General features: G+C 69.8%; 20 protein-coding genes. 1 reads left to right on the plus strand and 19 read right to left on the minus strand.

The window, feature by feature from the left end:
* From ACZ6X9_RS18260 to ACZ6X9_RS18280, 5 genes are all read right to left on the minus strand, one after another.
* Window positions 1–1,813: FG-GAP-like repeat-containing protein (locus ACZ6X9_RS18260; protein WP_469778991.1), on the minus strand; the 1,813-nt coding region annotated here is incomplete at its 3' end.
* A 248-nt stretch (window positions 1,814–2,061) separates the two neighbouring features.
* Window positions 2,062–3,909 (minus strand): FG-GAP-like repeat-containing protein, encoded by a 1,848-nt coding sequence (locus ACZ6X9_RS18265; RefSeq protein ID WP_469778992.1) that lies wholly within the window; start codon window positions 3,907–3,909, stop codon window positions 2,062–2,064.
* 581 nt (window positions 3,910–4,490) lie between these two features.
* A complete protein-coding gene (locus ACZ6X9_RS18270) occupies window positions 4,491–5,969 on the minus strand; it encodes a hypothetical protein (protein WP_469778993.1) in 1,479 nt (492 codons plus the stop codon).
* A 58-nt stretch (window positions 5,970–6,027) separates the two neighbouring features.
* Complete coding sequence (locus tag ACZ6X9_RS18275) at window positions 6,028–9,903, minus strand: caspase, EACC1-associated type (RefSeq protein ID WP_469778994.1); 3,876 nt, start codon at window positions 9,901–9,903, stop codon at window positions 6,028–6,030.
* A gap of 6 nt (window positions 9,904–9,909) precedes the next feature.
* Window positions 9,910–10,341, minus strand: coding sequence for an effector-associated constant component EACC1 (locus tag ACZ6X9_RS18280; protein ID WP_469778995.1), 432 nt, complete (start codon window positions 10,339–10,341; stop codon window positions 9,910–9,912).
* An 879-nt stretch (window positions 10,342–11,220) separates the two neighbouring features.
* Between ACZ6X9_RS18280 and ACZ6X9_RS18285 the strand changes: the two genes are divergently transcribed.
* Window positions 11,221–12,078: a DUF5655 domain-containing protein gene (locus tag ACZ6X9_RS18285; RefSeq protein WP_469778996.1), complete on the plus strand. Its 858-nt coding sequence runs from the start codon at window positions 11,221–11,223 to the stop codon at window positions 12,076–12,078.
* 360 nt (window positions 12,079–12,438) lie between these two features.
* Here ACZ6X9_RS18285 and ACZ6X9_RS18290 read toward each other — a convergent pair whose 3' ends face one another.
* From ACZ6X9_RS18290 to ACZ6X9_RS18355, 14 genes are all read right to left on the minus strand, one after another.
* Window positions 12,439–13,074 (minus strand): terpene synthase family protein, encoded by a 636-nt coding sequence (locus ACZ6X9_RS18290; RefSeq protein ID WP_469778997.1) that lies wholly within the window; start codon window positions 13,072–13,074, stop codon window positions 12,439–12,441.
* Between the two features lie 5 nt (window positions 13,075–13,079).
* Window positions 13,080–13,505, minus strand: a complete 426-nt coding sequence (locus ACZ6X9_RS18295; RefSeq protein WP_469778998.1) for a hypothetical protein — start codon at window positions 13,503–13,505, stop codon at window positions 13,080–13,082.
* A gap of 266 nt (window positions 13,506–13,771) precedes the next feature.
* Window positions 13,772–14,851, minus strand: a complete 1,080-nt coding sequence (locus tag ACZ6X9_RS18300; protein ID WP_469778999.1) for a DnaB-like helicase N-terminal domain-containing protein — start codon at window positions 14,849–14,851, stop codon at window positions 13,772–13,774.
* Window positions 14,852–14,898: 47 nt separating this feature from the next.
* On the minus strand, window positions 14,899–16,137 hold the full coding sequence (locus tag ACZ6X9_RS18305) for a DNA cytosine methyltransferase (RefSeq protein WP_469779189.1): 1,239 nt from the start codon (window positions 16,135–16,137) through the stop codon (window positions 14,899–14,901).
* Window positions 16,137–17,072: an adenine nucleotide alpha hydrolase family protein gene (locus ACZ6X9_RS18310; RefSeq protein ID WP_469779000.1), complete on the minus strand. Its 936-nt coding sequence runs from the start codon at window positions 17,070–17,072 to the stop codon at window positions 16,137–16,139. Before ACZ6X9_RS18310 ends, ACZ6X9_RS18305 begins: the two co-directional genes overlap by 1 nt.
* Window positions 17,073–17,215: 143 nt before the next feature.
* Window positions 17,216–18,073: a hypothetical protein gene (locus tag ACZ6X9_RS18315; RefSeq protein WP_469779001.1), complete on the minus strand. Its 858-nt coding sequence runs from the start codon at window positions 18,071–18,073 to the stop codon at window positions 17,216–17,218.
* 314 nt (window positions 18,074–18,387) lie between these two features.
* Window positions 18,388–19,179: a hypothetical protein gene (locus ACZ6X9_RS18320; protein WP_469779002.1), complete on the minus strand. Its 792-nt coding sequence runs from the start codon at window positions 19,177–19,179 to the stop codon at window positions 18,388–18,390.
* Between the two features lie 44 nt (window positions 19,180–19,223).
* Complete coding sequence (locus tag ACZ6X9_RS18325; RefSeq protein WP_469779003.1) at window positions 19,224–19,826, minus strand: hypothetical protein; 603 nt, start codon at window positions 19,824–19,826, stop codon at window positions 19,224–19,226.
* A gap of 107 nt (window positions 19,827–19,933) precedes the next feature.
* Complete coding sequence (locus ACZ6X9_RS18330) at window positions 19,934–21,736, minus strand: type IV secretory system conjugative DNA transfer family protein (RefSeq protein ID WP_469779004.1); 1,803 nt, start codon at window positions 21,734–21,736, stop codon at window positions 19,934–19,936.
* Window positions 21,737–21,774: 38 nt separating this feature from the next.
* Complete coding sequence (locus ACZ6X9_RS18335) at window positions 21,775–22,545, minus strand: SPDY domain-containing protein (RefSeq protein ID WP_469779005.1); 771 nt, start codon at window positions 22,543–22,545, stop codon at window positions 21,775–21,777.
* Window positions 22,542–23,135 carry a hypothetical protein gene (locus ACZ6X9_RS18340; protein ID WP_469779006.1) on the minus strand — a complete coding sequence of 198 codons (594 nt, stop codon included), beginning with the start codon at window positions 23,133–23,135 and terminating at the stop codon, window positions 22,542–22,544. The genes ACZ6X9_RS18335 and ACZ6X9_RS18340 overlap by 4 nt, the downstream gene beginning before the upstream one ends.
* Before the next feature lie 102 nt (window positions 23,136–23,237).
* A complete protein-coding gene (locus tag ACZ6X9_RS18345; protein WP_469779190.1) occupies window positions 23,238–24,017 on the minus strand; it encodes an SPDY domain-containing protein in 780 nt (259 codons plus the stop codon).
* A gap of 190 nt (window positions 24,018–24,207) precedes the next feature.
* Complete coding sequence (locus ACZ6X9_RS18350; RefSeq protein WP_469779007.1) at window positions 24,208–25,014, minus strand: SPDY domain-containing protein; 807 nt, start codon at window positions 25,012–25,014, stop codon at window positions 24,208–24,210.
* On the minus strand, window positions 25,011–25,403 hold the full coding sequence (locus ACZ6X9_RS18355; protein ID WP_469779008.1) for a hypothetical protein: 393 nt from the start codon (window positions 25,401–25,403) through the stop codon (window positions 25,011–25,013). The genes ACZ6X9_RS18350 and ACZ6X9_RS18355 overlap by 4 nt, the downstream gene beginning before the upstream one ends.
* Window positions 25,404–25,602: the final 199 nt, after the last annotated feature.

Raw genomic sequence — 25,602 nt, forward strand, 5'->3', positions numbered from 1 at the left:
TGCGGTTGCTGCCGGTCCTGTCCTTGCCCTCGTCGTAGAGGATGCCGAGGTCGGCCTTGCCGTCGCCGTTGAAGTCACCCGCGACCGGCTTGCTGCGCTCCCAGTTCCAGCTTCCGGTGGTGGTGTCGTTGTTGTCCCAGACCCGCTTGGGCCGGGTGATCGCGTCGGCGGTGCCGTAGCCGATGTGGAAGGCGGTGCGGAAGTTGCCGGTGTCGTCCTGGCCCTCGTCGTAGAGGATGCCGAGGTCGGCCTTGCCGTCGCCGTTGAAGTCACCCGCGACCGGCTTGCTGTGCCCCCAGTTCCAGCTTCCGGTGGTGCGGTCGTTGTTGTCCCAGACCCGCTTCGGGCCGCGGATGCCGCCGTCGTACGAGTAGAGGATGTGGAAGGCGGTGTGGTTCATGTTGTCGTCGCCCTGGCCCTCGTTGTAGAGGATGCCGACGTCCGCCTTGCCGTCGCCGTTGAAGTCCCCCGCGACCGGCTTGCTGCGCTCCCACGTCCAGCTTCCCGTGGTGTGGTCGTTGTTGTCCCAGACCTTGGCCGGCGCCTTGAACGTCTTGCCGTCGCTGAGGAACTCGTACAGCGAGGTGCGGAAGTCGCCGGTCTCGTCCCGGCCGTCGTTGTACAGGACCGCGACGTCCGTCTTGCCGTCGCCGTTGAAGTCCCCGACGGTCATCTTGCTGCGGTCGGCGTTCCAGCTCTGGGCGGAGGCGGCCGCGTTGTCCCACACCTTGACGGGGGCGTCGAAGCCGTGGCCGTTGCCGGTGAACTTGTACAGCGTGGTCATGTTCTTGCCGGCGTCGGTCCGGCCGTTGTTGTAGAGGACGGCGATGTCGGCCTTGCCGTCGCCGTCGAAGTCGCCGGTGGTGGTGCTGGGAACGGCCTTGTTGGCGACGAAGAAGCCGGTGGCGGCGGACATCGGGCCGTCCTTGCCCGCGGCGTTCTTGGCGCGGACGGTCAGCGTGTGCGGGCCGTCGGACAGCTCGGTGGTGTCGAGCGACGCCGAGTACTCGGTACCGCGGCTGGCGACGGAGTCCACCAGCCGGCCGTCGATGTAGAACTCCGCGCCCGTGGGGGTGCCGACGCTCTCGGACACCGTGGCGGTGAGGGGGACCTGCCCGCTCAGGATCGCCTGGTCGGCCGGGCCGGTCGCCTTGGCCACGGCCGGGCTTGCGCTGGTGTCCTCGGCGCCCGGCTCCGGCGTGACCGGCCCGTCGACTATGTTGTCGTAACGGAAGGCGTGGTATCCGTCGGTGGGGTGGCCCGAGAGCCAGGAGTCGTTGAGGTTCCCGACGTAGCGCTGGGTGTCGACTCTGCGGCCGCTCTCGGAGTAGTAGTAGAACGTCCGGGCCGACTTGTTGATCCAGCCGGCGAAGATGATGACGTGGCTCTGCGTGTTGTTGAGGATGTCGCCGGGCTGCAGCTCCGCGGTGCTGATCCGGGTCGTGACATCGCGCAGGGACCAGGTGTTGCGGCTCTGCTTGAGCATCCACGCCATGGAGACGTAGCCCGAGCAGTCCTGGCGGTACCAGCCACCCGTCGCGTCGTCCTTGTACCAGCTATAGGGCGATTCGAGCCCGTTCTTGCTGTACGGGACCCGGTTGGCGGCCCAGTCCCGCGCCCGGTCCAGCACCTGCTGTCGCGTGACGCGGCTGCCGGCCGCGGCGCCGTGGCCGAGGGTGCCCGTCGTGACGACCGGCATGCCGTCGGACTGCCGGGACTCGGCCTGCGCCAGGCCGGTGGCGAGGGCGGCCGAGGCGATGGCGGTCGCGAGGAACAGGGACGCGCCGCGGCGGGCGGGTCTTTTCAGAAGCATGGATGTCTCCGTGTACGTCGAAGTGAGGAACCGCGCAGGAGGGTGGGTAACGGCCCTTGTGCGAAAGGGCGTACGCGGCCGCACCGGCGGTGCGGTGGCGCGTGGTGGGTGCCTGCATCACACTGACGAAGCCCGTGACGACGATGTGACGGCTGAGGCGGAAGAAGTTCGGATCGATGCGGTCCGGAGACGACGGAGCCCCCCGCCGTGCGGCAGCACGACGGGGGGCCGGTCGGTACGGAAGCGTGTCAGGCGAGATCGCTGCGGTACCACCGCCAGGAGCTGAACCCGCGGCTGTCCCAGGCCTCGGCCGGCGGGGCGACCGCTTCGGCGCGGCCGGCGAAGGTGAACAGCCGCACCTCGCCCTTGCCTTCGGCGCTCTCCCCGCCGTTGTAGAGGACGCCCAGATCCGCCTTGCCGTCGCCGTCGAAGTCACCGGCGGTGGGCTTGGCGGCGTCGGCGTTCCAGCTTCCGGTGGTGGTGTCGTTGTTGTCCCAGGCGCGCTTCGGGGCGTTGAGACCGTCGGCGCGGCCGTAGCCGATGTGGAAGGCCGTGCGGTTGCTGCCGGTCCTGTCCTTGCCCTCCTTGTAGAGGATGCCGAGGTCGGCCTTGCCGTCGCCGTTGAAGTCGGCGGCCACCGGCTTGCTGTTCTGCCAGTTCCAGCTTCCCGTGGTGCGGTCGTTGTTGTCCCAGACCCGCTTGGGGCGGGTGATCGCGTCCGCTGTGCCGTACGCGATGTGGAAGGCGGTGCGGAAGTCGCCGGTACCGTCCTTGCCCTCGTTGTAGAGGATGCCGAGGTCGGCCTTGCCGTCGCCGTTGAAGTCACCCGCGACCGGCTTGCTGTTCTGCCAGTTCCAACTGCCCGTGCTGTGGTCGTCGTTGTCCCAGACCCGCTTCGGCTCCCGGAAGCCGCCGGCCGTGGCGTGGGCGATGTGGAAGGCGGTACGGAAGTCTCCCGTGCCGTCCCTGCCCTCGTTGTAGAGGACGCCGAGGTCGGCCCTGCCGTCACCGTCGAAGTCGGCCGCGACGGGCTTGGACCGCTTCCAGTCCCAGGACCGGGTGCTCCGCCACCGCTTCACCGGCTTCTCGAAGCGGGGGCCGTTGCTGGTGAAGGTCCACAGGGCGGTGCGGTTGGTCCCGGTGGCGTCCTGGCCCTCGTCGTAGAGGACGCCGATGTCCGTCCTGCCGTCGCCGTCGAAGTCCCCCGCGGTGACCTTGGAGGCGGCCCAGTCCCAGGAGCCGGCCCCGGCCTCCAGGTTGTCCCACACCTTCACCGGTGCGGCGAACGAACCCCGACCCGTGCTCAGCAGCGTCCACAGCGCGGTGTGGTTGGCCTCGCCCTCCCGGTCGTAGCCGTAGAGGATCGCGATGTCCGCCTTGCCGTCGCCGTTGAAGTCACCGGTGGTCTGTCCGGCCGTGCCCCGGTTGGCGACGAAGAAGGAGACGCCCGACGACGTCGGCCCGGTCTGGCCGGCGTCGTTGACCGTGCGGGCGGTCACGGTGTGCGGCCCCTCCGCCAGGGTCGTGGTGTCCAGGCCGACGCTGTACGAGGGCCCGGACCCGGTGGCCGTACCGGCGGCATGGCCGTCCACGAAGAAGGCGGCCTCGGTCGGCTTCCCCTCCTCCTCGGCCACGGACGCGGAGAGCGTGACCGTACCGCTGAGGACACCGCGGTCCTCCGGGCCCGTGACGCGGGTGACGGGCGGGGTGGCCCGCGGGTACGGGTCGACGCCGTCGTTCACCAGGCCCTTCTCACGGGCGCAGTTGCCCCACTGACTCGCCCCGGAACCCCGCAGGATCCGCTCCGCGACGGTGATCTGCTCCTTCTTGGTCGCCTTGTGCGGGTACTCGGCGAACTCCCGCCCGTTGTAAGCGTCCCAGGTGGGCTTCATGATCTGGAGGCCGCCGTAATAGGGACCGGCGGGGTTGACGACGGTCCAGTCGCCGGTGCTCTCGCAGTCGGCCATCCGCTCCCACATCGCCAGGGAGGCGGCGGAGGCGGGAGAGGCCGAGAGCAGGAACGCGGCGGGGGCGAGGAAGGAGACGAGGGCGGCGGCAAGGGTGCGCCGCACGGTGCCGCGGGATCTGTCGGGCATGAAGACATCCTGGGGACGGGCGCAGGGCGCACCGCCGCGAGGGACACCTCGCGGCGGTTGCGGCTGCGGGACGGGTACGTCAGCCGGGGCCGCCGCCGCGACCGGCCGCACCGGTGGTGCGGGGCCGCGCGATCGGCGCCTCTGCCGTCACTGACGAAACGCGTCGCACGGTTGTGACGGTGAGGGGCCGGCCGTCCCCGCGGCCGGATCCGATCACCACCCCGGCCGGTGCGGCATCTGCGAATGCCTCGAGTCCCCGCGGTGGACGACGCGTTGGCGCCTTGCCCCGTAGCGCCTAGAGCCGCCTGCAGGGGGACGCGACTCGGGAGGTCTTCCACCTGGTCGGACAGCTACAGCCACCACCCCGCCGCTGCTGTTCTGGCTTGCGGGCACGTTGATCGTGCTGTGGCGAAACCACTTCCCCTATCGGGATCGGCCTTGATCACGATGCGGCCCGCAGCGAGTATGTGCCGAACGGCGGCGTAGCGTGGGCATCAGACGGGTGATCGGCTACACAAAGGTGATTAACGCCGCCGCTACCGGCCACAATCGGGCCGGTAGCGGCGGCACGCATACAGGAACTACTCGTTTCGGAAAGGTGGGATCTGACGCATGGCGAGCACCGAGCCGTCCCGGCTGATCGAGACAACGCCGCCCCAGATGTGGTCCCAGGATGTCCCGTATTCCTTGGCCCTTCTCGCGTGGACCCGCTGTCGGTAGGCGGCTAAATCGGCCTGCCGTCGGGGCTCTTTCCTGGTGATGAGAGAATCGAGAACGTCAGCGGCGACGCCGGAGAACGCTTGTACTCGTTTGCCGTTAAGCCGAAAGATGTGATCCGTGCCCTCGAACTTCTCGCCCAACAGGGTGTAGCCCTGGTCTTGGATGCTGCCGGAGGCGGCATGTGCGAAGCCCTGGAAAAAGTCGCTGCCCTGGCGGGTGGTGAGGAGCGCGGCGGTGGATTCGCCGTCTCCGGCGAAGGCCGTAAGGCCGGCGGCTCCGACGCGGGCCAGGACACGCTGGAACCACGCGTAGTCCTTGGGATCATCGGGGCCGACTTGGCATCCGGGCTCGGAGGAGTCGGGGTTTTTACCATGTCCTGGTTTGAGGATGCCGATCCCCGGGTGCTTGTTGCCTAGGTCCCGGCCGATGGCGGCGGGGGATCCCTCGGGGATGTGTAGCCAGCCGCCGGGGCCGTCGGCATGAAGGACGTGGACAGTGAGCGGGCCGGTCAGGGCGATCTCCGTGCTGAACAGCAGGGCCGGGGTTTCGTTCCAGGCTCCGATGTGTACTCCGTCGGCGTGGACGGCTGCGGAGGCGAGCTGTTCGTATGCCTTTTGCCGGTCGCTGTGGTTGCCTTTGCAGGCGATGGGGAAGACGCGCGAGGACTCGCCCGGTTTCCACACCTCGGCGAAGAATTGCGGGCGGTAGGGGTAGCCGACGGTCTTTGTCTTGTCCTTGTCGCGACTGGTCAGCGTCCAACCGGCGCGTAGGGCCGTGTCGGCACGGACGATCGAGATGCTGTGGTCCGGATAGCGGCGGGTGAGTATCTGTTCGCTGACGGCGAGGGCGAAGGCGTGTCCCAGCTCCTCCGACTGTAGTGCCTTGTAGTACATGGCGATTCGCTTGCCCTCGTCGGACAGGCCGAGGAGGTTGCCCTCATGTGACAGGCAGAGCTGGGTCTCGGTATGGGCGCTGAGCGCCTGGCAGTACTTCAGACTGCCCCAGTGTTCAGCCAGCCCGCGTGACGCGCCACGCTGCGACAGGGCCAGCCCGCGGCCCAGGTGATGCAGGACGTCCCAGAACGTCAACGTCACGGACAGGCCGACCTCCGTGCCTGGCAGCGGGCGCAGGCCTGGCTTGCGCCGCAGGGGCTCGTAGCTCTCTCCCGTCTTGGTCTTGCCCTCCTCCTGCCGCTTTTCGAACGTCTCGCGACGCTCCCGTTCCTTGTCGGCGACAGCCTCATCAACCTTGCCCACGAGCTCCCGCGTCGAGTGAACTGCTACGGATACCTGCTGCCTGAGACTGTTCAGGATCTCTTCGGTCTTCGGACTGCTTGCCACGACTGCCCTCCCCACGTCGGATGTCCGGGGCGACCACTACGGGTGGCCGATCGGTCACTCAGTCGAACAGCGGCGCCAGTGCGTTTGGGCCGGCGAGGATGCGCCAGGCGGGAATACGGACCACGCGCGTGACAGGACCGGCCTTCGCGCCTCGACCGCCTGAGGGAAGCCCGACAAGCAGGCCGGCTCGTTCGTGTACCAGCCGAAGGTGTCGTGCCGGATCACGGTCCGGTCCGGGGCCGGTGTCGACGACTACCGCGGTATTGCCACCGGACGCTGTGAACAGCAGGTCGATGCGCTGTCCACCGATCAGCGCATCACGTTCCAGCTCGACGACACCGCCTGCGGCGAGGACCTGCTGCACGGTGTCGGTGAGATCCCTACGGTGACGGTCCTGCCGGAGACGCGGCTCTGGCGCAGGAGTTGGCTGCCTGCTGTTGGTCTGTCCTGGATCCCACAGGAGCGAGCGTGAGGACAGCAGATGAGGGAGCCCTGTCTCTTGCTGCCAGTAGACGTGGTTGCCCACCGTGATCAACTGCGACTTGGCTCGCGTTATCGCGACGTTCCAGAGATTGACCTGGCTCGACACCCAGTGGGCCGTGCGTGGTGGGGTGTTCGTGGTGGCCACCGGGCTGAGGATCATCACGTCGCGCTGGCCGCCCTGGAAGGCGTGCACTGTTCCCACCCGGACCCGGTCGCTGCCGATCACGCTCTCCAGGGAGTCCTTCTGCGCACGGAACGGTGTCACCACGCCCACGGTCGCACTCTCGGGCAGGCGGCGAAGCAGCGCCCGCACGATGTCGGCGACAGCGGCAGCCTCGGACGGGTTGCGCCAGGACTTTCCTCCCGGGCCGCGTGCCGACTCGTCGGAGGGCACATTCGCCCAGGCCAGTACAGGGGCCACTTCCCCGGTGCCCATGAGATCGACCGCGGGTACCTGCCGGCGCACGTCGGTCATGATCTCCAGCGCGCCGGAGTAGCAATGGTCGTTGACGATTTCGGCGATTTCCGGGTGGCAGCGGTAGTGCTCGTCGAGCAGCAGTGCACTCTCGCCGTTCTGCGCGGCGGCGTGGTAGGAGGAGTGGACGTGGTAGGCAAGCCGCCGGTCTTCCAGCCAGGCCGCGCTCAGCCCCACGCTGACGCGTGCCTGACGTTCCTGTTCCGGCGAGATACCGGGGATGTGCGTCAACTGCATCGGATCCCCGATGATCAGCGCCCTGCGGGCGCGGAACAGTAGGGGCAGCACCGCCGCGATGGAGCACTGGCTGGCCTCGTCGATGACGACCAGGTCGAAGAGTTTTGGATCAGGCCGTAGCTGGCGCACCGCATGGGTGGTGATCGCCCACCCCTTCAGGTGGCGCAGCAGGTTCATCTGGCTTCGCTGGGTCCCTTTGCGCTGACGCAACGTTTGAAGCCGCTGGTCCAGCAGCGATCGCCCGCGGTCGAGCACCTCCGCCGACACGGCCTCGCACAGCTCTGCGGACAGTTGGGCCAGCGTCGTGGCGCAGCCTGAGCGGGCCTGGCGGACGGTCTCCTCGTCGTAAGCGGCCTGCGCCGGCGTGAGTTCACGCACCTGGCGCTCCAGGCCGGTCAGACCCGCCAGGTCGTCGAGAAGGTCCGAGGCAACGGGTCGTTCCCCGGCCCATGGGGGCAGTTGGGTCGCTGCATCGGTACCGGCAGCGGTGACGAATGCCTTCATGGCGCGCGTTCGGAGCCAGCGCCCCCACCAGCCGCCCGCCGCTGCTGCCCGGCGGGCCCTCGTTTCCCAGCGGGCCAGCGCCGAGAGGTCGCCGGTTTGCCACAGCCGTGACAGGAGCGGCACCGGCAGCTCGACCTTTCCGGCCAAGTCGGCGCGCTGTGACAACACCTGGGCCAGTCGCACCTCACCCTCGACCTGCCTCGCGGCCTGGTCGCGCAGGGCGGCGGCGCGCGAGCGGAGGTTGCGCAGTTCACCTGCCACGGTGGCGGAGCTGCGCCCGGGCTGGGCAGGCGGTGCGGACAGCAGTTGCTCCAGCTTCTCGGCCTCCTTGACCAGGGCATCGACGTTGCCGGTACGCATCAGCAAGCCGGGAGCGATGTCGTCGCAGCGCTGGGCGACGACGTTCACCGCCTCGTTGTTGGTCGACGCCACCAGTACTGACTCACCTGCCGCGACACAGGTGGCCACCACCGAGGTGACGACCTCACTCTTTCCCGTCCCGGGTGGACCGGTGGCCACGGTCAGCGGCTGCGTCATCGCGGAGACGACCACTTGCTCCTGGCTCTCGTTGGAGGGCCCGGCCGACACGACGAGAACGGGATCCGTTGCGGGCGCGGGGATGCCGCGGTTCAGGAGCGTGTCCAGTGCCGTACCCGGGATCTCGTCCGTGCGGGTGGAGATGGCCAGGAGATTCTCCACAATGCCGTCGCTGGCGAACCGCTCCACGCTCGACGGGGCCAGGATCACGGCGGCGTTGTGCGCGCCGGGACGCAGGGCCTCGTTCACCGAGTCCCCACTCAGAGCGGAGGTATCGAGCGGTTCAAGCTCGGGGAGCCCCAGGACGTCGAGTAACTCCCGTACGGCTTTGATCATCTGCGCATCGTTGCCGTGCTGCCACGTCGGCTGCCAACGGGCCAGCATCTGGGCGGCCTCGTCCTCGGAGAGAAGCTCGGTCACCAGCTTGGTGTGCAGCGATGGAACCCCGCTTGGGCGGAGCACCACGCGACCGCTCTCGTCTGGAGCCAACTCCATTTGCTGAATCAGCAGCGGCGCGATCCGGACATCCGTGCGCCGGCTGCCCTCGCCGTGGGAAGGGAGCGTGATGGCCGGATACCCGTACCAGTATTCGTGCTGATCGGCAGCGTGCCCTGAGCCGTTCTTCGCCGTAGTGCCGCCTGAGCCGTACACACCGGCCAAATTCTTGGGGGCCGGCAGTGCTGGGGACAGACCGGACTGAACGGTCTCGGGCCCCTCATCTATGAGGAAGTACTGCGAGTTCCGTCCCGCCCGCCGGTCAGGCAGCATGCTTGCCGCGGCCTGAGCGCTGAGGCACTGCGCGTAGTAGCGCAGCAGGCGCTGCCAGTCGTTGGCGTTCTCACGGTCAGCCGCGACCTGCTCGCGAGCCTTGAGGTGAGCGGCCGATGGCGGGGGTGGTTCATGGGGCAATGCGGGGAGATGGACCGGGCGGGCCACGGACCGGGCGAAGTACAGCGTGTGGGTGGCGCGGATGGTGGACTTGGTCGGGCGTTGTTCCTCCGGCACCCCCTTGCGTACCATCTGCGCGGTCAGATACTCGAAGAGATCCTCCGGCGAGATCCAGCCGCTACCCTTGATCCGCCCGTTCCGCAGTCCTTCGACGATCTCTCCGGTGAACCGCGAAGTACCGAGCGTCGATCCTTCGGGAGCCATGGCGGAGGCAGCCTGCAACGCGTCCGAGGCGGTGATGAAGTACACGCCAGCGGGGCGCAACAGGGTGCTGCGGTCCACCTCGTCCGATTCCGAACCCTCCCGGCCCTTGGCGCGCCAGCCCTGAACGACGGAACCGCTGGCGCAGCAGTCGAGCAGCACGATCTTGGACGCGGCACGGCACGATTGCAGAGTTCGCTCGAGGAACTCCGCCGACACCGCTGTACGGGGCAGATCGGCGGGGTCGCTGTCGCGGGTGAGGAAGTACAACTGGTCGTCGGTCTTGCAGAACTCGCCGTGCCCGCTGAAGTACAGCAGTGCGCTCTCACTTTGCTGCCGCTCTTCGAGGAACGACTCGATGGCGTGCAGCATTTCCGCACGCGTCGGGTCCGGCACCATGTCGCAGTCGTTGTACTGGCCGATCTCTGTGCTCTGCAGAACGGCTTGCATGTAGTGCAGATCGGCACGGACTGCCGGAAGGTCGTGATAGTGCTCGCTGTCGTACTCGGAGACGCCGATCAAAAGGGCGTATCGGTCGTTGTCGCGCACTCCCGGTCAGTCCGCCGTGGAGGAGTCGTCCTGGCCCGGCGTGCCATGAGCCGTACCACCGTCCGGCGGCAGAGATCCCTCCGCCAGGAACCGTTCGAGGCGTGTGTCGTCCTCACGCGCCTCGCGACCTGTGATGCGCAGGGTGGCCCCGTCCGGGCGGGTCGCGATGATGGCGCGCTGGGGGACCTTGGCAAGCCAGACCTGGACGCAGGCCGCGGCGAACGAACCGGCACTCAGGGCCAGACCGACGACCTCCGAGACGTCGCCGCCCTTGTCGGTGCTCACCGCGGGGCCGGCTGAGGGCAAGCGCAGGGAGGCTTCCGGATCCGTCTCCGACACTTCGGCAAGCAGTTCGCGGGCGTCGCTCCGAGCCCGCAGCGGATCCTCGTCGATCACAGAGATCAACAGGTACGGCAGGCCTTTGCCGTCGTTGCTCACGCGTCCCCCCTGCGCTGTCAGATGTCGCCCTACGATGCTTCGGGAAAGTACCTGATGAGCCGACTATGGGAGCGTGAACTATCCGAAACCTGCCGTTAGTTGACGCGAAAGCTTCCACTCTTGTTGACGTCGTCAACCGGTGCACATGGCGCCTCCGGTCGACCAGGCCCCTACCCGCACCGTGAATCAGTCAGTGCGAGGCTCGGGCCGGAATGGAACTGGCAGAGCGGGAGTCAATCGCTGATGTCGTCACTTGCTTCGGCCGGCTTCAACGCTTCGAGCGTGCGGGAAGGGCGGGTACTGCCAGCGGTTCGAGTGCTGCCTACGGGTATTCAGGCGGGTCGCCGCTCAGGAGCGGGCGACCCGCGGGATGACTTTCCTCCGGCACCATTGGTCGGCAACTGGTCCGTGTGGAACTCCACCGGTGCCAGAGGCTAACGGGAAGAACCCAACACATTACATTGGGTGGCTGTCGCGTCGGGTTGCCTGGAACGCAACGATGCCGCCAGGCACTCAACGCGAAGCCCTAGAAGAGCCCAAGCTTCTTCGGGCTGTATGAAACGAGGAGGTTTTTGGTCTGCTGGTGGTACATCGGACAGGTAGCCTTTGACCTGCGGAGACAGGCGACTCGGTGAGAAAAATGGGTGGACTGGACCGGAACTGGTCCGGATCTTGGTCCATGCATACAGCCTCTCTCGCGTTGGCCGGAGGGCGGTGAACGTCCTAGCGCGGTGAAGCTGTTGTTCGTTGCCGGTCGGAAGATCGGAGGGTGGATGGACGCTCCGAAGCGCTTGGAAATAACCCCGTGTCGTCTGTCGTTGCAGACGCGGAGCGGAGGGGGAGGACGTTCGGGTGAGGTTGTTCCGCACGGAGGGTGGCGTGACGGAGGTCGCGTCGCGTCTTGCCGAGGTCGAGGCGGATGTTCAGGACCTCGTCGAGGCCAACCTCGAGACGATGCTGAGCGTGCGGTTCCTGACGAGCGAGTACAGCACCGGGCCCATGCACGGCGGCCGGATCGACACCCTGGGCATCGACGAGAACGGCGCCCCGGTGGTCATAGAGTTCAAGCGTGCGACAGATGCCGGCGTGATCAACCAGGGGCTCTTCTATGTGTCGTGGCTCGTGGACCACAAGGCGGAGTTCGGGCACTTGGTCCACGACCGGTTCGGGGCAGCGGTCGCGGCCCAGGTCCTGTGGAGTGCACCGAGGCTGATCTGCGTCGCTGGCAACTTCACCCGCTACGACGTCCATGCCATCCGCGAGCACCGGCGCAGCATCGAGTTGGTCCGCTACCGTTTCTTCGGCACCGACCACTTCGGCCTGGAGACCGTCGCCTCCGTCGCCGCCCAGACGGCCGCAACGCGCACCCGCCGGATGAGTGAGACCGCGGCGCCGAGTGCGGGTGCGGGTGTAGCCGAGGGGGCGATGGAGGAGCTGTACGCCGAGCTCGACCGGGTTCTGCTGGGGCTCGGAGATGACATCACTAAGGTCCAGCGAAAGACCTACCGCGCGTACCAGCGCCTGCGGAATTTCGCCTGCGTCTGCCCGCCGCAGAAGAACAAATTGCTCGTCTACCTCAAGGCCAACCCCAAGGAAATCGACCTCGTCCCCGGATTCACCCGGGACGTCACGGGGCTCGGCCACCATGGAACCGGCGACTTGGAAGTGCAGATGCGCACGGACCGGGATCTGGAGCGTGCCCAGGACCTGTTCCGGCTCAGCTACGCGGCGGCGTAGGCGCCAGCGGCTGAGTCGGCGTGTGCCCGAGCAGCGGGGACTGGCGGGTATGGGGTTGTCAGTTTGGTCTCGTTGCGGCCTCTCGACGCGGCGGTCATGGACTGGCGGTGGATTTCTCATGGTGCAGTGGATCCCCGGTTTCACTAACCGGGGATCCACTGCTGTAGGCGCTGGATTGGAGGATGGCTATACCCCAACGACCAGTCGGGCGGTTTGGCGGTGCCCATTGCACGGGTGATGGTGTTCGATGAAACCCCGGTTCGGACTGGTGCGCGGGCACTCATAACGCTGGGTCGCGCTGTGGCAGCCGGTGAGCCCCGCCGGTTCCCTCCAGGTGGTGTGCCGGTCTTCCAACGCTGGCTACCCCGGCCGGTAGAGGGTGCGATGTGGTGTGAGGATGACGGTGGCGGTGGTGTGGCCGTTCCAGGTGTGGCCGTGGCCGTTGTAGCGGGTGGTGAGGTAGGACCATTCCAGGTTGCCGGCGATCATCCACCGCATGCTTTCGATGTACCGGCTGACTGCGGGTTCCTGGCCGGGCGCGGTATCCAGCAGGTCTTCGCTGAGGGCGCAGAATTCGTCTTCGGTTCGTCGCACGGTGTCGGCGATGCGGTCGACGGCGGCTTGGAGGTTGCCGCCGTTGGTGGCCAGGGCGAGGGTGATTTCGTTGATGGTGTCGCCGCTGTAGAGCTCTTTGCGATAGGAGAAGATGTCGTTGACGCTGACCCAGTGTCGCGCCACCAGGTGGCTGAGCCGCCTGAGTTCGGGGGTGGCGGTGAAGTGGTCGGTGAGGTCGATACCCAAGCCGTATTCCAGGAGTGAGAAGCAGCATTCGCCCACGCTCTTGATCCGGGACTTCTCATACGCGGCCAGGTCCACGGCCGTGCCGGCCTCCAGCCAGTCCCGTTCAGTGCGGCAGGCGGCGAAGAACCCTTTCATCTCGTGGGCGAAACGGTTCCACAACCCGGCCGGCATCTCGGCGCGGATGCGCTGCGCCAAGGTCGTCAGCCCGCGCGGTAGGGAGTCCCGGGCGTGGGCCGGTCGTCGTCAAGGACGGTGTCGAGCTGGTGCAGGCCCAGGCGTTCCAGGCGCGGGTGGGGGGCGTGGACGAAGAGGTTGTCGATGCTGAACAGGACGTCGATCCAGTGGCAGATCGTCTTCGTCCGTTCGGTGCCGGTGGTGGGGTAGGCCAGCAGGTTCCACAAGGTGGTGCGCTGGTTGAGGAACTCCTCGAACGCGTGTGGGCTGTCGGCGTGGGCCTCGCGCAGGGTGTCGTCCAGCCAGGCGCGGCAGAAACGTTCGAGGTCGTCGATGCCCGGGCGGCGTAGGGCGGGCTGGAATCGCGAAAGGGACGGCAGCCGGAAGCTGGGGTAGGGGCCTGGTTCGACGGCGTCGCCGGGCTGAAGGCCGGGCGCGGGGAGGCTGGTCACCGCACAGTGCCCTTTGGAGTGCGCCGGTGCAAGGTGAGGGGTTGCTCGGCAGGCACAAGCAGGAAACGCGGCAGCGGGCGGAGGGGGCCGGGCCGGGTGGGGCGCAGGTGCCAGGTGCGGGTGATGGTGGCCAGGGCACGGTGACGCTATGGGGCAAGACTGCGCCGGGGCGCTCGGGGTGTCGGCCGAGCCGGACGCGGGTTTGGAAGGTGATGACGGGCAAGTGGGCTCGATTCGCGGGGACCGGCCGGGTGGGGGGGGTGGGGTTATCGGGTGATGCGCTGCGTGGGGGATGCAGGAGGGCGGGTGACGCGGGGTGGTCCGGCCCTGGCGGTTGTCGGTGCAGGGGGCGTGAGAGGGCGGGGCGGTGGGGGTGTGATGGCGCGTTGCCAGCGGGTCCGGATGGCGGTCAGTTCGGCGAGGGTGCGGCGGCTGCCGGTGATGAGCTGGTGGGGGCTGTTGGCCGGATCGTCGGTGAACGCCTGGATCCGCAGGGCGGCGAGGTGGGTGTGCGCGAGCAGGGCACGTCGAATGATGCGCTCGCCCCAGTGTTCCGGCGAGCCGACCGGGGTCGACACCAGGGCCATGAGGTCGGGCGGCGTGAGGTCGGCGGTGAGCAGCCCGCGGTGCTGGGCCTCCCACAGCACCGTGATCGGATCGACGGGATCACCTCGGTGGGCCAGGGCTGTCAGGCCGCGGAAGAGGGCGCGGTGCAGGGGCAGGGCGAAGTCGTCGGCCTGCAGCCAGCGCATGGTCGCAAGCTTGTCCGGGTGCGCGGTGGCGGCGGCCAGCAGCAGCCGTTCTTCGGACAGCGCCTCCTCACCACCGTCACGTCGTGGTTGCGGGGGCAATGGGGTGCGCGGGAGGGAGCCGGGGTGCGGGGGGAAGCGGCCGGCGAGGTCGTCCAGGAAGCGGGTCAGTGTGTCGGCTTCGGCGAGGACGGTGGCGACTGGGTTGGGCCCGGTGGTGTCGGTGGTTGCCTGGGCCAGGCGCTGTGCGTGCATGCGCAGGGTGCGGCGGGCGTGATCGGCGAGGACCATCCGCGCGTATGCCACCGCGTGCTGAGGCCGGGGGCAGGTATCGACCAATGTGTGCAGGTAGGACGCACACAGCCCGGTGGCTTCAGGGCGTGCTGCCGCCAGGACGGCGTTGAGCCAAGCCGGCTCCCTCCGGTGGATCTCGGCTGCGGGAGCCGGCACGGTGTGCATGGCCGCGAAGAGGGCACTGTGGGCGGGATCGCCGAAGTGCTCGGGCGCGAGAGCGGTGACGGCATGGAGGCGGTGCGGGTCGAGAAGCAGCGCGCCGAGCAGGGCCTGCTCGGCGTAGTGCACGGCTGGCGAGGGCACCGGCCCCTCCAGGCCGGCTCCCTCGTGCGGTGGTTCGGGGCGCGACATCAGGCGGCCAGGGCGAAGTCGTCGCGGCTGAGGGTCTTGCCGACGTGCGGGGCGAGCAAGTGCACGGCGAGCCGGGGCGGGACCGCGTTGCCGATCTGGGAGAACTGCTGACCCTTGTTCCCCTGCCACGGATAGTCGGCGGGGAAGGTCTGCAGCCTCCCCGCCTCGGCCGCGGTGATCCGGATCGACGCTGGAACCGGCGCGGCCTCACCGTCCTGGTCGGGAGCGGGTTCGGCGACCCAGACGCACTCGTTCGCGCGGTGCCCGAAGAACAGCGTCCCGGCCGGCTCGTCCACTCGCCGCACCGTGGCGTTCGCCTGGTTGTTGCTGCGCAAAGCCCATCGCCAGGGGGTGGCCGTGCTGGTGGAAGCGGTAGCCGGGCTGTCGGCCCGTCCGGGGGTTCGGGCGCCGGGCCGTGCGTTCCCACCCGCGGCGCGAGGCCGGGGTTTCCAACTCCCCTGGTCGCGGGCGTCGGCGAGTGCCTTGCGGGAGCCGGAGGGGAAGGGTTCGGGCCCTCCGCCCGGCCCGCCGCCGGCGCACACCGTGGGGACGGGGCGGTCGGTGGCGCCCCAGCCGAGTGCCTGCGCCATGGACACCCACCGGGCCCGGCCGGGCCCGAACAGCGTCTGCGGCTCGGCGACCTTCGCGTGCGTCGGGTCGGGCGGTTCGGCGGTACGAACGCGCGAGGCGAGCAGGATCGCCCGCCGCCTTGTCTGCGGCACGCCGTAGTCAGCCGCGTTGAGGATCCCGGCCCACACGGAAAAGCCCCAGCCCCGCAGGATCGCGGCGTACTGCTTCCACAACGGCAGGACGTCCGGGACCTCCTCCATGGCCACCCATTCCGGCTCGCCGGCGAGGTTGAGCGCGTAGAGGTAGCGCATGGGTTCGGCGGCCAGCAGGGACCGCTCGTCCCGGCACGCGCTCAGCAGTGCGGTGCGGGTGTCGCGACCTTGGGAGAGGTCGGCGACGGCCTGATGCACGAGGGGCTGGTCGACCAGGCCGAGGCGCTTGCCGGCCATCGACCATGCCTGACACGGCGGGCTCGCGATGAATCCCGCCGTCTTCCCGACGAAGGGCGCGACCGGGTAGAGCGCCACATCGGTGCGAAGGGTCAACTGCCCCGCAGCCGCGCGCGTCTTGCACGCCCATGCGTCCCATTCCAGGCCAACGTCCCGTATGCCGAGCAGGGACAGCGCGTGCGACCATCCACCGGGACCGGCGAAGAGATCAACGACGATCACGCGGCCAGCCCGAAGTCGCTCTGCAGGACCTCCGCTTCCGCGCCGCGGCACGCCCACGGGGAGCACCCGTTCTCCACGCCCTGTTCCAGCTCCTCGGCATCCACCTCGGACGCGCCGGGGTGGTGCTGGAGGGTGGCCCATTCGGCGGCGGTGACGTGGTCGATCGGGGCTTGGCCCAGGGGTACTCGGGAGCGGTGAAGGAACGCTTCGCCGAGCAGGTGGTTGCCGGTGGCGTTGGCGCGGGCGTTGCCCTTGCGGATCGCCGCGTCGAACGCGACGACGTCCTCCCATTCCTCGGGGGAGGTGTCGCGGATGTGCCTCCACTGGGCGTTTCCGTGGAAGGGGCATCCCAGGCAGCTTGATTTCGGGGCGTCGGCGAACCCGAGCCTGGTTAGGTAACGGATGCAGTCTGTGCGCGACCAGTCCATGTCGATGAGCGGATGCCGGTTGCGCATGTACTGGACGTCGGCGTCTTTCGCCCGATGGAACTCATCGGTCGAGATGCCCACCCACTGCTCGACGAAGACACCCTTCGGGATGCGAGCCGGATACGGGTAGCCGAGGAGTTCGCGGACCTTCTTCTTGATCGGCTTGATCTTGTATTCACCCGTGCACTGCCTGCGGGTCATGCCGCCCTTGCCGTCCTGATTGAGGATGTACAGAGGCATGGACGCAAAACGGTGGGACGGGTCGAGGGCGTCTTCGCGGATGTTTCCGGCCGACACTCTCAGGATGGGTATGCCGGCCGGCTGCGCTATCTCACGCTCCAGCCGGTCGAGATGGGCATAGACGGCCTTGGGCTCCCAGCCGGTATCCGCGAAGATCGCGTAATCGACCTTCGGGAGGCGGCCTTCGGCGGAAAGGCAGAGAAGGGCCGAGGACTGAATTCCGGCGCCTAGCGAAAGGCAGCGGTAGGTGGGGGTGGCGGGCATGAAAGTCCTTGCGGGCGGGCGCGACGAGGTGACGGCGGGCGTCGGCGGAGGGGGTGCTGCCGGGGCGGGGCGGCGATGCCGAGCGCGGGACCGAGCGGCGGAAGTTGGGGCTGCGCGTCAGGGCGGGGTAGAGCGCGGCCGGGTCAGCGGGTGCGGGCCGTTGAACGGGCCGGCCGGGCAGCCGCCGCCGGCGGGCGAGCGGGGGCCGGGCCAAGGCGGTGGAGGGTGTCTCGGCCGGCCTTGGTGAGGCGTAGACGCTGGCCGGTGAAGAGGCTGGTGGTGCTGTCCTGGCTGATCAGTCCCTTGGACTTGAGAGCCTCGACCGTGCGCATCGTGACGGGGTCCGCCGTGCCGGTCGCCACGTGCTGCCGGTGTCTCCTGCCTTCGTAGACCCGGACCTCGTGCCGGGCGACGATCTCAAGGCCGCGATGCTGGGCGTCCGTCAGCTTCGCCGGCGCCCCGGTGAAAGTGGACTCCGGGTCCGTGACGGGGCTCGGATCGGTGCGGGTGGTCCGGCCGGCGCGGGCGGCGTCTTCGATGAAGCGCGCGGCGGAGATACACAAGGCGGGCGCATCCCCCAGGAGAGAAGCGGCTTCGACGAGTTGCTGGTCGAGGACCGCACGGAACCGGGCCGGCTGAGGTCCGTCGGAGCCTCGCGGGCCGTCGATGCGGTGGAACTCGGCGGCGAGAGCCGCCGCGCCGGTGATGCAGCCGGTAGCGCCGCCGGCGGCCCGGGTGAGGTGTCCGAGGTACTCCACGGCGGACCGCCCGGCGGTCACCTCATGGGCCCACGGCTGCCCCGCCACGCTGAGCAAGAGGGACAGCGACGCGGCCGTCAGGCCCTGGGCGTTGGCGTAGCGGGTGGCCAGGGCCGGGAGCGACTCGGTGCCGGCGGTGAGGTGGTCACGGCGGAGCTGATGGTGGAGCGTGGTGAAGTCGTCCGCGAGCCGGGAGAGCTGCTCGACGGCGCGGGCCGCCGCCGGGCTGGGGGGAGAGGGCATGGGCTGGTCTTTTCGGTGAAGGCTCTGGGCTGGAGCACCGACGGGTCGGGGCTGGAACGGCGATCCCCCGCCTGTCCTGCGCTCGGGAGAGGGCTCGCGTGCCGGCTGCGGCCGCCGGGCGAGCGAGGGGTGCCCGCGGCCGGAAGGGGTGTGCCGGCAAGGGCAGGGCGGGCGGCGGGTGAATGCCCGCCCCCCGCAGCAAGGTCACCGGCGGGGCCCGGTGACGGATGCCGGCGACGGCATGGGGTGGCCCTGAGCGACACACGTCCAGCACGGCGATGCGGGGGAGAAGCCGGTCCGGGACGGGCCGGAGGTCAGCGAGTTCGCGCCTTGGCTGCGCCGGACGTCGGGCGAGGCGCCGCGCCGGAGCGAGGGGCAGGTGGGCCGGCCGCGAAGGCGGCGGACAAGGTCCGGCGGCCGGCGGCGCTCAGGTGGAGGCGTCGCACGCCGGGGCTGCTCGGACGGTCCTCGCGCTTGAGGAGGTCCTTGGTTTCCAGGGCGCGGACGGTCGTGATGCTCAGCGGGATGTCGCCGGTGACGTCGACCTTGTCGGACCGTTCGTCGAGGGTCACGTGGCCTCGGGCGATGATCCGCAGCGCGGCGAGCTGCGGGGACGTGAGCGGTTTCGGCGGGTGAACAGGGGCGGCGTGCTGCCGGTGCAGCTCCAGGGCGAGGAGTTCGGCGGCCTCGACGGCATCCTGCGGGCCGAGCGCCGTGAGATCGCGGGCGATCTCGACCCGCTCGCGGGCCTCCCTGCGAACCCCAACGTGGTCGTCATGAGAGCCGTCGCGCTGAGGTGGGGCTGCGTCGAGGAGGTCCACGGCGTCGATGAGGTGTTCGGCCGCTTCGGTGGTCAGGTGCGCCAGATGTCTGATCCGAAGTACCGCGGTGCGCACGGCGGGTGTGACGTGCAGGGGCTGGTGGTGGATGGCGTCCGCGGTGTCGAACGCCTCGTGGGCCAGGCGTTGGGTGATCGTGATGTGGCGCAGGATCTGGTGGGCGGGCACCGGCGAGGCGAGGTTGACGGCGGCGAGGGCGTCGTTGTGGCGGGTGGCGTCGGAGGCCAGGGCCAGGATGCGCTCGGGGAGAAAGGGATCAGCGGACAATCAGGGGCTCTTGCGGTGCGTGGTGTGCGGAGGCGGGCGGTGGGTCAGCGGGTGTGGCGGCTCTGCCGGGGGACCGGCGGTTTGACCGCCGGCTTGGTGGTGCCGGCGCGATCAGGTGCCGGGGGGATGGCCTGGGGCGTGGGCAGGCCGAGGGCGACCTGCGAGCCGAGCCCGAGGGACCACAGGTGGCTTTCGGCGCGGGCGACGGCGCCGACGCTCTCTCGCTCGCCCAGCCCGGCGGGAAGGGCGTACCCCTGCGGTGTGGGGGTGAAGCCGTGCTGTTCGAGCACCTCGCCGGCCGCCTGGGTGTGCGCGGTGGCGGTGACGCGGCCGTGGGAGAGGTCGAAGCGGACGGCGGCTTCGGGCAGGGGACCGCTCTTCAGGTAGCGGGTGGTCCAGCTCAGATCCACGAAGTCAAAGGTGTGGGACAGCAGTTCGGAGAGAGCTTCGCCGGTGCGGTCGTGCGCCTCCTCGGCCGGGGTGTCGGGCGGAAGAAGGTACACGGTGCGGCCTTGGAGCTCACGGGCGGTGAAGCCGCTGGCGGCGAGCGTGCGTTGGGCTCCGCGGAGGGGGCGGTTGAGGACGATGAAGGTGTGCCCGTCGTCGGTGGAGCCGACGAAGACGTCGTGGTGGTCGGTGAAGGCCATGACACTCCAGAAGGGGGATAGCAGGTGAAGGCCGGTCGGCGCACGGTGCCGGCGCTGGGAGAGGGAACGTCCGTTGCGCGGGAGCGCCGGTCCGCGGCGCTGTCCGGTCAGGCGGCGGTGTCGAAGTCCGTCTGCTTCGGCGCGGCCTTGGCCACCGCGCGGGTGGTGATGGCCTTCGAAGCGCGGGCGGAGGCGGCGGAGAGTTCGTCGGCGTCGGGTTCGAGGTACCAGGGGCGCAGGTCGAGCATGGCGGCGCGCATGCCGGTGGCGAAGCACAGGGCGGTGCCCTTGGGCAGGGCGCGGATGGCGTCGGCGGGCAGGATGCGTTCCTGGCGCATGCTGATGCTGGTGGACTTGCCGGACTCGGAGGTGGAGGTGGATTTGGTCTCGACGTCGTGGTCGCCGATCAGCCGGGAGAGCTTGTCGGCGAAGTCCGGGTCGTCGATGCCGGAGCCGATCACCTTGATCGTGGAGGCGGACCACATCGCGTCCATGCCCGCGTCGCCCCACACCTTCTGGCCCTGGCGGTAGGACTGCAGGATGGTGATCGGGATGATGCCGCGGGAGCCGAGGTGGGAGTACAGGTCCGGTAGATCGCTGATCTTGCAGACGTTGGCGGCCTCGTCCAGGATCGCGAGCATGGGCGGGTCCAGGCGTCCGCCGGCGCGTTCGGCCTGGGCGGTGGCGGCCCGCATCACCGAGTCCGCGCACGCGGCGATCAGTGCGCTGGCGCCGCCGCCCCCGTCCTTCGACAGCAGGTACAGGGTGTCACGGGAGGTGACGAAGTCGGCCGGCCGGAACTCGGCGACGTCCTTCTGCGGGGTGACCCAGGCGGCGATCTCGCTGTTGAGCAGGGCGGCGGCGTACTGACGGGCGGTCTCGTAAATGCCGTCGCGGGTCTCGGGAGGGCCTTCGACGGTGCCCTTGAGCTGGGCGGCCACCGCGCTGAAACCGTGGTCGCGCAGGATGTCCAGCGGGGCGCGGTCGGCAGGGAAGGCCAGCCACTGCATCACGTCGGTGATGGGCCGCTCGTCCAGCGCCGCGGCGAGGAAGAGCTGGGAGAGGATGTTGGACCCAGCCTTGGACCAGAAGTCGCCCTGCTGGGAGGCATCCACACTCGCGGCCAGGAAGTGCCCCGCGAGCCGGCCCGCGCCGTCGAGGGTTCTCGCGTCGGCGAGCGGGTTCCACCACATCTCCCGCTGCGCGTGCGCGATCTGCTGCGGGTCCATCGACCACGTCCGGCCGACCCTCGCCCGCGCGTCGAGGGTGGCGGTGTAGGCGTCACCGGCGGCCTTGTTGGAAGTGAGCAGCACGGGACCGGGCGCGGCGAGAATCGAGGGAATGGCGAGACTGGTGGTCTTGCCCGAGCGCGGCGCCATGATGGCGACCGCGACGTCCTCGTACCCCATGCGGACCTCGTGCCGGGAGCCCTGGAGGTTGCCGAGCAGGATGCCGGTGTCCTTCGCCTCGACGGTCTTGGCGTCTTTCAGGCTCGGGCGCAGGGAGCGGGCCTTGGCGGTGATGGCCTTGGACAGCAGGGGCTCGATGTCCTTCTGCTTCGCCATCCCGGCGACCTTCTTCTTCCGGCCCCCGCCTGTGCCGCGGTGCCGTGACCACAGCACGGCAGCGACGACAGCCAGAGCGAGGAGGGCGGCACCGGGAAGGACGCGCGCGCCGATCAGGAGGGACGTTTCGCCGGCGTCCGGCCATAGGCGTGCGGGATGCAGGAGAGCTTCGACCGGCTGGTAGGCGGCCCAGGCGCCGGAGCCGGTCACGTAGGTGGTGAGGTTGCCGCCGAGCCAGGCGAGGTTGGCCAGAGGCACGGCGATGGCGAAGAGGGCGAGCAGGACGCGGAAGGCTATGTCGTAGCCGTCGGTGCTGCCGCCAGGGGCTGAGGGGGACTGGGGCACGAAGGCGGTTCCAGAGGGGGGTCGTGGCGGGTCGGCGGTCAGCGCGAACGGCGGCGCGCAGGGCTGCCCGGCGGGCTCGCCGGCGGCTGCGTCGGTGTGCCGCGGACGGCAAGGGCGTGGACGCGCTGTTCCAGGACGGAGGCGACGGCGGCTGCCGGGACCTGGTGGGTGGTGGTGCGCTGGTGGCGGCGGCCCAGGAGAGGAACGTGGAGCGGGTCACGCGGCAGCGGGGCCTCGTCGGCGAGCGCGCGGGTGAAGGCGGCGATCAGGTGCGGCGGGGTGTGCCCGCCGAAGTACGCCCGCCACATACGTTCCTGGCGGTCCTCGTCCACGGCGTCGGCAAACCAACTGTTGCTGCGGCCGTCGGTGAAGTGCTCGACGCGCACGAGGCCGTCGGGCGAGGTGAGGCCGTAGCGGTGCGCCTCCTCGTGCCACCCGGCCCGGCGCAGCGGCTCATAGGGGTCGGCCGCGAGCGAGGCGGCGGGGAGCGCCGGGTGGGTGAGGGCGTCGGTGACGACGGCGATGACCTCCACCGGGGTGCGGGCGCCGAAGGACGCCGACCAGGCGGGCGAACTGGCGGTGCGGGCGTGTTGCAGGGTCCACCACTGCTGGTCCGGGGTGGGCTCCAGGCGGAGCATGGCCTGCTGGTCGGGGCTGGTCAGGTGGACCCGTGGCACCAGCGGGTCGTTGCCGTGGCTCCAGCCGCAGGAACGGTGCAGCGCGGCGGTGATCCAGGCCGGATCGCCGCCGCCGGCCAGGTACCGCGGAGCGATCAGGACCTGCTCGATGCGTTCCGGTGAGGGAGTCATCGACGGACCCCCGGCGCCTTCGGCGGCTGCACAGGGGCGGCCGGGGCCTGCGACAGGACGACCGGCGCTGTGCGGGAGGGGGCCTCTTCCTGCGAGGTGGCGTGGATGTCGAGGACGGCCTGACCGTGGAGGGACCACTGGTGGAGGTGGTGCCAGGCGTCGGCGTTGCGCTCGGCCAGCGCGTCGTCGTATGCCTCGGTGCCGGGCACGGCCGACGGCGGCAGCGCATCCCGCGTATCGAGCCACTGCTGCTGGAGGGCGGCGAGCTGGTCGAGCGCGTCGTCCAGGGTGCTGAGCTGCCACGCCCACCGGGACTGGACGTGGGAGGCGGGCAGCTTCTGCAACTGCCCACCGGCGGTGACCAGAAGCGTCTTCGCGCTGTGACGGATGCGGTTGAACGAGCGCCAGGTGTCGGCGTCCCGGCGGCCGGCGCGCAGTCCGTAGGCGGTTTCGTCGTGGGGCCAGCCGTCGGGGTCGGTGTGCTGGTCGGAGTAAGCGTCCCAGCCGGCCAGGATCTGCTCGCTCTCCTTGAGGAAGGTGGCGAGCTGATCAAGGCAGAACTGGTGGGTCGCGGTGGGATCGGTCGTCAAGGGCGGTGGGTCTTTCGAAGTCGGGACGGAGTGGCCGGGAGAGGAGGAGCGGTCGCTGGCCGCCTCCCTCTCCCGGCGGGCGAAGCCGGGGGCGGGTTCGGATCAGCGGCTGCGTGGTGCGGCGGGGGCGGCAGCGGCTGGGCCGGGACGGGGCTGAGCCCGCATCGACGCTGCGCGGCGGGCACGGCGGGCTGCGGCCTGGACGGTCTTGAGGCGCTCCTCGTGGTTGGCGAGGAGCTGTTCGCCCTGCGGACCGAAGACTTCTTGGTTGACCAGGTGAGGGTGCGGGACGTCGCACATGGTGCGCTGGACCGGTTCGGAGCTGGCCAGCGCGCCGGCGAACGCGGCGATCAGATGAGGCGGGCAGTCCTCGCTGAACCAGGCTTCCCAGAGGCGGCGCCGGCCGCCGAGACCCGTGGGCAGCGCGGCTTCCGCGCTCCAGTAGACGAAGGCGGGATCATCCCTGATCTGGTGGCGCAGGCTCAGGATGCCGTCCGGATGGAGCGCCTTCTCGCTGCCGTTCTCGTCGCGTTCGTACCTCCAGCCCGCCCTGGTGAGCGCCGGCCAGATCTCCGGGGCGGCTTTGGGCGCGGGACAAATCAGCGCGTCGGTGTAGGCGGCGAGGATCTCGACCGGGGTGTTGCCGCCGAAGGAGGCGTGCCAGTGCTGTCCGTCGGCCTTGGAGGAGATACGCCACCAGGTCGCGTAGGTGTCCGGGGCGGGCTCGAGCAGAAGGGTGTGCTGGTGGTCGGTGCTGGCCAGGACGACGTGGGGGTAGTCCGGGTCGGAGTGGTTCTTCCACCCTGCTGCTCGCAGGGCCTGGGTGACGTGGCGGGGGTCGCCAGGGCCGGCCAGATGCCGGGGGCTGGTGGCGAACCAGATGCTCTCGCGCGGGTCCTTCGCGCGGGTGGGGGGGGGAGGGGTGGTTCATGGTGCTGTCCACGCTGGTTGCTCAGCCGCCGGTACCCGGAGGTGATGGCCCAGGGTGCCGGTGCGGCGCTGTCGTTGAAGTGGCGCACGCGCGGGAGTTTTCTCGTGCGGAGCACCGGTGGGTGACTGGGGGGGCGGTGGGTCAGCGGCGGGATCGTGCGCCGCCGGCGGTGGCATTCGGGCCGGCGGCGTTGGCGCGGGGGCGGGTGCTGGCCCAGGAGTTACGAGCCCAGGTGGCGGCGCGGGCGGCGGTGACGCGGGCCTGCTGCCAGGCGCTGAGCTGGGAAGGCAGTACCGAGACGGAGGTGGTGCGGATGCGTTGGGTGGGCGGGACGTGTCCGCGCGGTCGCATCACCGGCTGCGGATCGGACAAGGCGGTGGTGAACGCCTGCACCAGGTGCATCGGGGTGGTCGGGGTGAACACCGCGTTCCACGCCGGGCCGTGCTCGGTCTGCGCCGCGGCCCACCAATACGCCTGCCCCGGCCCGTCCTGGTGGAACTGCACGACGGCGTTGCCGTCCGGGCTCATCGCCGAGAAGTGCTGCCCCTGCTCGGTACGCCACCCGTGCTGCTGCAGCGGCTCCCACACGTTGGGGGCGTGGGCGGAGCGGGGTCGGGTGAGGGCGTCGGTGAATCCGGCGACGATCTCGACCGGGACCTGCTTGCCGAGGGTGGCGTGCCAGGCTTCCTGCCGGCCGGTCGCCGCGCCGCGGATGGTCCAGCCGCCGGGCTGGGTGTGCGGGTCGTAGCCGATGCGGACGGTGCGGTCGGGGCTGTCGAAGACGATCGGGACCCCCGCCTTGCGTGAGCGGTCCGTCCAGCCGGAAGCGCGCAGGAATTCGGTGACATGGCGCAGGTCGCCGCCCCCGGCGAGGTGGCGGGGTTCGATGAGGTAGTGCTGCTCGGCCTGCTGGCCGGCCGGTCCCCAGCCGGCCCACTCCTTCTTCATCGGCGCCTCCGGGCGACGAAGGCCGCGGTGACCGGTGCCGGCGGCCGGGCCGCGGCCTCGCCGCGCGTCGGCCGGGCCAGGCGCTGGAATTCCTCCGCGTGGTCGCTGAGATCCGCGCACAGGCCGTTGAGGTCGTTCGCGGCACGGCCCATGGCCAGCCACACCTCGGGCGGGAAGCTGCCCTGCACGGCGTGGGTGCGGGCGGAGCGGGAGCCGGCCTCCACCAGGGCGGTCACTTGGCCGAGGACGCCGTCGTGCGCGTCGAAGACCCGGCTGAGGATCTGGGCCGTCTGCTCGGGCGGGGCCTGGGCCAGATGCTGGGAGAGAAGGCCGAGTTGGCGGGCGATGTCGTCGGCGAGGAGTACGGGGTAGGGCGTCGGGTCGGGCATGGCACTCCGGGCGGTAAGGGGTGAAGGTCAGGGGCGCTGGCCGCGGCGGCGGGTTTCGTCGAGGGGCCCGTAGGGTCCGGTGGCCAGGGGGTGGCCGCGGGTGCTGCTGCCGAGGGCACAGGCGCGCAGGTAGGGGCGGAAGAGGAAGGCGGCCAGGCGGGGCGGGCGGTTGGCGGTGATCGGCGGTAGGACGGTGGTG

Source organism: Streptomyces sp. NPDC052910 (genome assembly GCF_055585605.1).